Annotated in this window: 7 protein-coding genes; 4 read left to right on the plus strand and 3 right to left on the minus strand. The window is 66.8% G+C overall.

What is annotated here, in order from left to right; genetic code table 11:
- Positions 1 to 39: 39 nt before the first annotated feature.
- Positions 40 to 504, minus strand: a complete 465-nt coding sequence (locus Y706_RS25185) for a hotdog fold thioesterase (RefSeq protein ID WP_028276824.1) — start codon at positions 502 to 504, stop codon at positions 40 to 42.
- Here Y706_RS25185 and polA point away from each other — a divergent pair.
- From polA to rpsA, 3 genes are all read left to right on the plus strand, one after another.
- A complete protein-coding gene (gene polA / locus Y706_RS0112275) occupies positions 503 to 3,397 on the plus strand; it encodes a DNA polymerase I (protein WP_275450880.1) in 2,895 nt (964 codons plus the stop codon). The genes Y706_RS25185 and polA overlap by 2 nt on opposite strands.
- Before the next feature lie 120 nt (positions 3,398 to 3,517).
- Positions 3,518 to 4,804, plus strand: a complete 1,287-nt coding sequence (locus Y706_RS0112280) for a GNAT family N-acetyltransferase (protein WP_028276826.1) — start codon at positions 3,518 to 3,520, stop codon at positions 4,802 to 4,804.
- Between the two features lie 238 nt (positions 4,805 to 5,042).
- Complete coding sequence (rpsA, locus tag Y706_RS0112285; RefSeq protein WP_018773018.1) at positions 5,043 to 6,518, plus strand: 30S ribosomal protein S1; 1,476 nt, start codon at positions 5,043 to 5,045, stop codon at positions 6,516 to 6,518.
- 772 nt (positions 6,519 to 7,290) lie between these two features.
- Here rpsA and Y706_RS0112290 read toward each other — a convergent pair.
- A complete protein-coding gene (locus tag Y706_RS0112290; protein ID WP_028276827.1) occupies positions 7,291 to 7,968 on the minus strand; it encodes a GNAT family N-acetyltransferase in 678 nt (225 codons plus the stop codon).
- A complete protein-coding gene (locus tag Y706_RS0112295; RefSeq protein ID WP_028276828.1) occupies positions 7,952 to 8,653 on the minus strand; it encodes an IMPACT family protein in 702 nt (233 codons plus the stop codon). Before Y706_RS0112295 ends, Y706_RS0112290 begins: the two co-directional genes overlap by 17 nt.
- A 22-nt stretch (positions 8,654 to 8,675) precedes the next feature.
- On the opposite strand from Y706_RS0112295, the gene coaE reads away from it, so the two are divergent.
- The coding region (gene coaE / locus Y706_RS25190) for a dephospho-CoA kinase (protein ID WP_164468559.1) at positions 8,676 to 9,312 on the plus strand (637 nt) is incomplete at its 3' end.

Consider the following 9,312-nt stretch of genomic DNA (forward strand, 5'->3'; position numbering starts at 1 on the left):
GCTACGCCCGGGCCGGTCGCCCAGCGCGATATCGCGGATCTAGGGCGCGATATCGCGGATAAGGTTCGTGATCCGGGCGGTGGATAGCCGGCGGCCATGCTCGTCGGTCATCACGATCTCGTGGGTGGTGAGAGTCCGACCAAGGTGGATGGCCGTGCACGTGCCGGTAACGGTGCCCTCCGAGATCGCCCGGTGGTGCGTCGCGCCGACCTCGATCCCCAGCGCCTGACGGTTGGGGCCGGCATGCATGCCCGCCGCGAAAGAACCCAGGGTTTCGGCCAGGACCACGTGGGCCCCGCCGTGCAGGATGCCTGCCACCTGGGTGTTCCCCGCCACCGGCATGGTGGCCACAGTGCGTTCCGGGCTCATCTCGAGGAAGCGGATCCCCATCTTCACCACAAGGGCTCCGACGCCGTACTGGCCCAGCCAATCGTGCATCTCCTCGGGAACACCGGCCGCTGCGAGCTCGGTCGCGTAGGGGCCGGGCGTGAAATTGTCCTTCATGGGAACTAGGCTGGCACCTGTGAGTGAAACTACCAAACCGGCCCTTGTCCTCGAGAATGCAGCCCCCCAAAATGCTGCCCCCCTTTCCGCGGACACCGCGGCAGACCAACTCCTGGCAACTGAGCCGGATTCAGGGGTTGCGGCCAAGCGTGCCGGAAAATCCAGCCGGGCCGCGGCGTCGGGTTCCGCCACCGAGGCCCCCGTGATTCCGATCACGGACCAGCCGCGGCTGCTCGTACTGGATGGGCACTCCATGGCGTTCCGGGCATTCTTCGCCCTGCCCGCGGACAAGTTCTCCACCGCCACGGGCCAGCACACGAACGCCGTCCACGGCTTCACGTCCATGCTGATCAACCTGATCAAGGAGCAAAAGCCCACCCACGTGGCGGTCGCCTTCGACGTCTCCGATGACACGACGCACCGCAAGGCCGAGTACAGCGAGTACAAGGGCGGACGCAACGAGACCCCGCGGGAAATGAGCGGCCAGATCGACCTCATCGACAAGGTCATGGGCGCCTGGGGCATCAAGACCATCAAAATGCCCGGTTGGGAAGCTGACGACATCCTGGCCACCCTCGCCGCAATGGGGGAAAAGGCCGGTTACGAAGTGCTGCTGGTCTCAGGCGACCGCGACGCCTTCCAGCTCATCACCGACAACGTTTTCGTCCTGTACCCCAAAAAGGGTGTCAGCGACATTCCCCGCATGGACGCGGACGCCATCCAGGAGAAGTACTTCGTCAGCCCGGCCCAGTACTCGGACCTCGCCGCCCTGGTGGGGGAATCCGCGGACAACCTCCCCGGCGTTCCCGGCGTCGGCCCCAAGACGGCAGCGAAATGGATCAACCTTTACGGCGGTCTGGAGGGGGTCCTGGAGAACGTCGACGCGATCGGCGGGAAGGTGGGGGACTCGCTGCGCGAATACGTTGACGACGTCAAGCGCAACCGGCGCCTCAACAGGCTGCACACCGACTTGGACCTGCCAGTTACGTTGGACGAGCTCGCGGACCCGCGGCCGGACCAGGCCGCCCTCGAGGAGCTGTTCGACGCCCTGGAATTCAAGACCATCCGGACCCGGCTCTTTGCCCTCTACGGCAGTGAAGTTGCCGAAGCCGAGCGGGAAAGCCTCGAAACGCCCGGTTTCGTGGTCCCGTCCGACGCAGCCGAGCTCAGTGCGTTCCTCGCGGCCGGTGCCGGCAAGCGCTCCGCAGTGGCGGTCGATCTCGTGCCCGGCCGGATCGGCGAGGACGCCGCAGCGGTGGCGATCGTCCGCGACGACTCCGCCGTCTATATCGACCTGGCCAGCCAGGACGCTGCCGCCGAAAATGTCCTTGCGGCGTGGCTGCGGGACGCCCAGGCGCCCAAGGTGATGCACGGGTTCAAGGCTGCCCTGAAGGCCCTCCACGCCCGCGGATTGGAACTGGAGGGCGTGGTGGATGACACCTCCATCTCCGGCTACCTCATCCAGCCCGACCGCCGCAGCTATGAACTCGCCGAGCTGGCGCAGCACCACCTGAACATCTCGGTGTCCACCGAGGCGGCCAAGGCAGGCCAGCTTGAGCTGGCGTTCGACGGCGACGACGCCGCCACCGCCGGCGCGCTGGTCCACGTGGCCGCCGTCGTCCAGGCCCTGAGCCGCTTCTTCGAATCAGAACTGACGGAACGCAAAGCCCAGGACCTGCTCACCACGCTGGAACTGCCCGTCAGCCGCGTCCTCGCCGATATGGAACTCGCGGGAATCGCCATCGACATGCCCCGCATGGACGAGCAGCTGTCGGATCTCGCCAAGGTGATCGACAACGCCCAGGAGCTGGCGTTCGCCGCGATCGGCCACGAGGTCAACCTTGGTTCGCCGAAGCAGCTCCAGACCGTGCTGTTCGACGAACTCCAGTTGCCGAAGACCAAGAAAATCAAGTCCGGCTACACCACCGACGCCGCGTCACTCAAAAACCTGCTGGAAAAGACCGGGCACGAATTCCTGGTCCAGCTCATGGCGCACCGGGAGTCGTCGAAGCTGCGCCAGATGCTGGAGTCGCTGAAGAAGTCCGTCACGGAAGACGGCCGGATCCACACCACGTACGCGCAGAACGTCGCAGCCACGGGCCGGATCTCGTCCAACAACCCCAACCTGCAGAACATCCCGATCCGCAGCGAGGAAGGCCGGCGCGTCCGTGGCATCTTTGTGGTCAGCGAGGGCTACGAGTGCCTGCTCTCCGCGGACTACTCTCAGATCGAAATGCGCATCATGGCGCACCTCTCGGGCGACGCCGGCCTGATCCAGGCCTACAAGGACGGCGAAGACCTCCACCGGTTCGTGGGCTCGAACATCTTCCATGTGCCCACCGATGAGGTGACCAGCGCCATGCGGTCCAAGGTCAAGGCGATGTCCTATGGCCTCGCGTACGGGCTGACGTCGTTCGGTTTGTCCAAGCAGCTGGAGATCTCCGTTGACGAGGCGCGGACCCTCATGAAGGACTACTTTGACCGGTTCGGCGCCGTCCGCGACTACCTCCGCGGCGTGGTGGACCAGGCCCGGATCGACGGCTACACCGCCACCATCGAGGGCCGCCGGCGCTACCTCCCGGACCTGACCAGCACCGACCGCCAGCTGCGTGAGAATGCGGAGCGCATCGCGCTGAACTCGCCCATCCAGGGATCGGCGGCTGACATCATCAAGCGAGCCATGCTGGGTGTGCACGCGGAACTGGCGGCACGGGGCCTGAAATCGCGCATGCTCCTGCAGGTCCATGATGAACTTGTCCTCGAAGTCGCCGCGGGTGAGCGCGAGGCCGTGGAGAAGCTGGTGACCGAGCAAATGGGCTCGGCCGCGGACCTCAGCGTTCCGCTGGACGTCCAGATCGGCATCGGCTCCAGCTGGTACGAGGCGGGGCACTAACGCTGGACCGGTATCGGCAAGGTTTCGGTCCGGCAAGTATTTTTCGGTCCGGCAGTTTTCGGTCCGGCAGTTTTCGTTCCGGCTAGGCCGGGACCCGAGATTCTCAGGGGGAGAAAGTACGTGGCAGATAAGTACGAGCTCAAGCGGTTCCGCGCGGTCGCGAAGGACGAGGCGGACTACGCGCAAGGCACGGCGTGGCTGAGCGGGGTCGGGATCGGCTTCTACGAGGAGCCGCGCAAAGACGACTTCGTGGACAAGATCATGGCCATGTATCTCGTGGACAACCGTGAAATGACCGGCGTTTACCAGGCCGACGGCGTCGCGGCGCACTCGCTGGCGGCCGACGTCCCGGTGGCGACCTTCGCCACCCTGCGCAAGGACCTGAACATCGGCTACGGCCGTCAGCTCGAAGCCCAGCTGGTCACGGCCGTCACCGTGCGCGGGACCCACCGCCGGCAGGGGCTGCTGCGGCGGATGATGACCGAGGACCTCGCCGCGGCGAAGGCGGACGGCGTCGCGCTGGCGGCACTGACCGCCTCGGAAGCCTCGATCTATGGCCGGTTCGGTTACGGCGTGGCCACCTTCGAGCGCAGCATCAAGGTCGACACCGGGCCGCGCTTCCGGCTGCGCCATGCGCCCGCCGGCTCCGTGGAGATTGCGGACCGCAAGGTCCTGCTGGAACTGGCACCCGAGGTTTTTGGCCAGGTCCACGCGTCCATGCCCGGATCGATCTCGCGGCAGGAAGCGTACCGGCTGCGGTCCGCGGGCATGCTCGGCCGGGACGGCAGCGAGGACGAGGCAATCCGCTGCGCCCTGCACTACGACGCCGCCGGGACCGTGGACGGCTACGTGTCCTACAAGTTCGCCGGGTGGGACGCCAAGCCGTACACCATGGAGGTCGTGGACCTCGTGGCCGCGAATGACGCCGCCTACCTGGAACTCTGGCAGTTCCTGGGCAGCATCGACCTCGTGGACCGGATCAGCTGGCAGGATGCACCGGTGGACGACCCCCTGACCTGGGCGCTTGAGGACCCGCGATGCGTCGAGGCATCGGACCACCGCGACATGCTGTGGCTGCGGGTCCTGGACCCGGCCCGGGTGCTGGGGGCCCGGCGGTATTCGGCCGACGGGACGGTCGTTCTCGCGGTCAGGGACAGTCTCGGCTTTTCGGCCGGCATCTTCGCGCTCACGGTCTGCGGGGGAGAGGCCACGGTGAGGCCGGCCCCGGAGGCTGAGCCGGACCTGTCCCTTGATGTCGCGGACCTCGGCTCCATCTATCTGGGCGCCGTTTGTCCGGTGACCCTGAAAGCTGCCGGCCGGATCACCGAGCACACGGCCGGGGCGGCGCTGACAGCGCGGCTCATGTTCGCCGTCGAACGTTCACCGCACTGCCTCACGCACTTCTAGGCCTCTGGTCCGATTCCGGCGCCGAGGGCGACACGGACGGCCCCGTGCGCTTTGACCGGCGTTCGCGTAAACGACTAGACTAAACAGGCGCGTACTACGTGCGCGCATCTACAATCCACAAAATCAGGATGACCCGGCGGAACGCTTGCTGTGACGCCGTGCTCTTGGCCTGCATTCCATAATGCCGGCGAAGCGGTTTGCCTGACCGACTCACTATCCACAACGGAGCCCCTACTACATGACCATCACCTCCACCGAGAAGCCCGGTACCCCCGTAGTCGCCATTAACGACATCGGTACCGCTGAGGACTTCCTCGCAGCTGTCGACGCCACCATCAAGTACTTCAACGACGGAGACCTCGTCGAAGGTACCGTCGTCAAGGTCGACCGCGACGAAGTCCTGCTCGACATCGGTTACAAGACCGAAGGTGTCATTCCCTCCCGCGAGCTGTCCATCAAGCACGACGTTGACCCCGGAGACGTCGTCTCCGTTGGCGATCAGGTCGAAGCCCTGGTGCTCACCAAGGAAGACAAAGAAGGCCGCCTGATCCTCTCCAAGAAGCGTGCTCAGTACGAGCGTGCCTGGGGCGACATCGAGAAGGTCAAGGAAGAAGACGGTGTTGTCACCGGTACCGTCATCGAGGTTGTCAAGGGTGGTCTTATCCTCGACATCGGTCTGCGCGGCTTCCTGCCCGCATCCCTCGTCGAGATGCGCCGTGTGCGCGACCTCGCTCCGTACATCGGTCAGCAGATCGAAGCCAAGATCATCGAGCTGGACAAGAACCGCAACAACGTTGTGCTGTCCCGCCGTGCATGGCTCGAGCAGACCCAGTCCGAGGTCCGCTCCACGTTCCTCAACAAGCTGGAAAAGGGCCAGGTCCGTCCCGGCGTCGTTTCCTCCATCGTCAACTTCGGTGCCTTCGTGGACCTGGGCGGCGTAGACGGCCTGGTTCACGTTTCCGAGCTGTCCTGGAAGCACATCGACCACCCGTCCGAGGTTGTCGAAGTTGGCCAGGAAGTCACCGTCGAGGTTCTCGAGGTCGACCTGGACCGCGAGCGCGTCTCCCTGTCGCTCAAGGCTACGCAGGAAGATCCGTGGCAGACCTTCGCCCGCACCCACGCCCTCGGCCAGGTTGTTCCGGGTAAGGTCACCAAGCTCGTTCCGTTCGGCGCGTTCGTTCGCGTTGAAGACGGCATCGAAGGCCTGGTCCACATCTCCGAGCTCGCCGTGCGCCACGTTGAGCTGGCCGAGCAGGTTGTCTCCGTTGGTGACGAGCTGTTCGTCAAGGTCATCGACATCGACCTCGAGCGCCGCCGCATCTCGCTCTCCCTCAAGCAGGCCAACGAGGGCGTCGACGCCGACAGCACCGAATTCGATCCGGCTCTCTACGGCATGGCCGCTGAGTACGACGAAGAGGGCAACTACAAGTACCCGGAGGGCTTCGACCCGGAGTCCAACGAGTGGCTTGAAGGCTACGAGAACCAGCGCGCAGCCTGGGAGCAGCAGTACGCTGACGCCCAGACCCGCTGGGAAGCACACAAGAAGCAGGTTGCCCAGCACGCTGCCGACGACGCTGCAGCTGCAACGTCCGGCGAGAGCGATTCCGGCACCACCAGCTACTCCTCCGAGCCGGCTGCAGCCGAGACCGGTGCAGGCACGCTTGCTTCGGACGAGGCTCTTGCCGCTCTGCGCGAGAAGCTGACCGGCAACTAATTGCCCGTGATCCTTAAGGAGTCCGCTCCCTGAGGCCAGGCAGTTTGTAGCTTGAAGGTGGCCGTCCCCTCGGGGGCGGCCACCTTTCTTTGTGCCCCGGAGGGACATGCCCATTATTGAAGCCCTCCCTCCGGGGGACATGCCCATTCTTAGAGCCGGGCCGTGGACATTTGTGGATTGTGCCCAGTCCTGGCCCCGGGCGCGGGACATGTCCAGTGCGGGGAGGCCCCCGCCATGCCCTGGCGCCGGACATGAGCCGCGGTTGCTCGGACCACCGGACATGCCCATTATTGAAGCCCTCCCTCCGGGGACATGTCCATTTTTCGAGCCGGGCCTTGGACATTTGTGGATTGGGCCCAGTCCTGGCCTCGGGCGCGGGACATGTCCAGTGCGGGGAGGCCCTCGCCATGCCCTGGCGCCGGACATGAGCCGCGGTTGCCCGGACCACCGGACATGCCCATTATTGAAGCCCTCCCTCCGGGGACATGCCCACTTTTCGAGCCGGGCCATGGACATTTGCGGATTGGGCCCAGTCCTGGCCCCGGGCGCGGGACATGTCCAGCGCCGGGTGTCCGCATCGTGCCGTGGCCGCCGGACATGCCCATTCGTGGCCCTAGTCCCCGGGCTGCCGTTGCACGCGCTTCCTGCTTGTCAGGACAGGCACTGGGTCGCGCCATGGAATGTAGGCTCCGTGACGGCAGCCAGGCGCTGACAACGGAGGGCATGTCCAATGGTGGGAGGAAGCCCGGAACCGGCCCCGGATGCCATGCCTTCAGCGCAGCGGGATCTTCGCTATGACCGGCACCGTGTGCGTCTGCGAGGCGGCACCGGTCACCAGTTCGGCGCCCGCGTACTTCAGCAACGCGAGGGCGCCCACGTTGCCGGCGGTCGTCTCGGCCACCAGGACGGCTGCCCCGGTTGACGCGGCGCGAGCCTTTACGAGGCGCAGCGCCTCGCGGCCCACACCCCGACCGCGGAAGCTCCGGGCGAGCCAGATGCCGGTTTCCAGCGCCTGGCCGCCACCTGCACCAGCTTCGGCGCCATCACTCGGCCCGGCGTAGCCGCCACGCCCCGCAACAGCCCCGGCGCCACCACCTGGCCCAGCCCCGGCGGCACCAACAGCCTCGGCCCCGGCACCGGCCCAGCCCTCATCCGCTGCTGCCGGTGCCGTGTCCATCCGCCTGAGGCGCACGGACCCTGCCATCTGCCCGTCGCAGCTGATGGCCCACGTCTTCTGCCCTGCGGGACCGTCCAGGCCGGCTGTAGCGGCGCGGTGGAATTCGCGGAACCAGCTGATCCGGTCGGTGTTCCAGCCGGCGGTCGTGCCCAGCGGCGGGGTGACCTCGTCGGCGTCGGCGTCCCGGAGCGCAAGTTCCAGGAGCTGTTCGAGAACATCCTCGCTGACGTCAAGCAGCGCGACCGCGGGCACGGGCTCAGCTGATGGGCACATCGATCCACTCCGTTTCTCCGGGCAGCAGCGACGCGCTCCCGGCCGACAGGGCGGCCACGCGGTCCGCAGCCCGGGCCAGTTCTTCCGGATCATCCGGCAGCGCCAGCCTCAGGACAGTAGTCTGCGCCTCGTAACGGGTTTCGGCCATGACATACCCCGCGGCGCGCAGATCGTTCTCTAGCCGCCCGGCCACGGCGTGCTGGACGGGCACCGAGCAAATGCGCAGCCGGCGGCGCCGCACGAGGGGAGCCAGGTCCAGCGCTCCGGACACCGATTCGGAATAGGCCCTCACCAGGCCGCCGGCACCCAGGAGAATGCCGCCGAAATAGCGCACGACGACGACGGCGACGTCGCTGAGATCGGCGACGCCGGGTGCGGTCTCCCGCTTCAGCAGCGCCTCGAGCATGGGGATGCCCGCGGTGCCGGACGGCTCGCCGTCGTCGTTGGACCGCTGGATGTCCCGGTCGGGGCCGAGCACGAAGGCGAAGCAGTGATGCCGGGCGTCATGGAATTCCCGGCGCAAGCTGCCGAGGACGGCCCGGGCGGCGTCCTCGTCCGCCGTGCGGGCCAGCACGGTGATGAAACGGGACCGCTTGACCTCGATTTCGTGCCGAAACCCGGGCCCCGCGGCGAGGGTGGTGTAGACGGCCGTCCTGCTCTCGGGGGATTCCGCCGCATCTGCCACCGGTTCAGTTTAGTCTGGTGAGGTGTTGAAGATCGGGTTGACCGGCGGAATCGCCTCAGGGAAGTCCATGGTTGCCGCGCGACTGCGCGACCTCGGAGCAGTGCTTGTCGACGCCGACGCGCTGGCCAGGGAGGTAGTGGAACCTGGTACACCCGGGCTGGCCAGTGTGGTGGAGACCTTCGGTGCCGCCGTCCTGACCCCGGAAGGCCGGCTGGACCGGGCCCGGCTCGGTGCCCTTGTCTTCGGTGATGCGGAGCGCCTGGCCGCGCTGAACGGCATCGTCCACCCCTTGGTGCGGGAGCGCGCCGCGGCGATGCTCGCCGCCGCCCCGGCCGGCGCCGTCGTGGTCCAGGACATCCCGCTCCTGGTCGAAACCGGGCAAGGGAAGAACTTCCATCTGGTGGTCGTGGTGGATGCCCCCGACGACGTCCGGGTCCGCCGCATGGCCGAACGCCGCAACATGACCGCCGACGAGGCGCGCGCCCGGATGGCAGCCCAGGCGGGCCGCGAGGACCGGCTGGCCGCCGCGGACGTCGTGCTGGATAACTCGGGCACCCCGGAGGACCTCCGGCACGCGGTCGACGCGCTGTGGGAGGAGCGGGTCAGGCCGTTCGCATTGAACCTCAAGGAGCAGAGGATCGCCCCGCGGACGGCGGGGC

This window comes from Arthrobacter sp. I3 (assembly GCF_000520575.1).
GTDB classification, from domain to species: Bacteria; Actinomycetota; Actinomycetes; order Actinomycetales; family Micrococcaceae; genus Arthrobacter; species Arthrobacter humicola_A.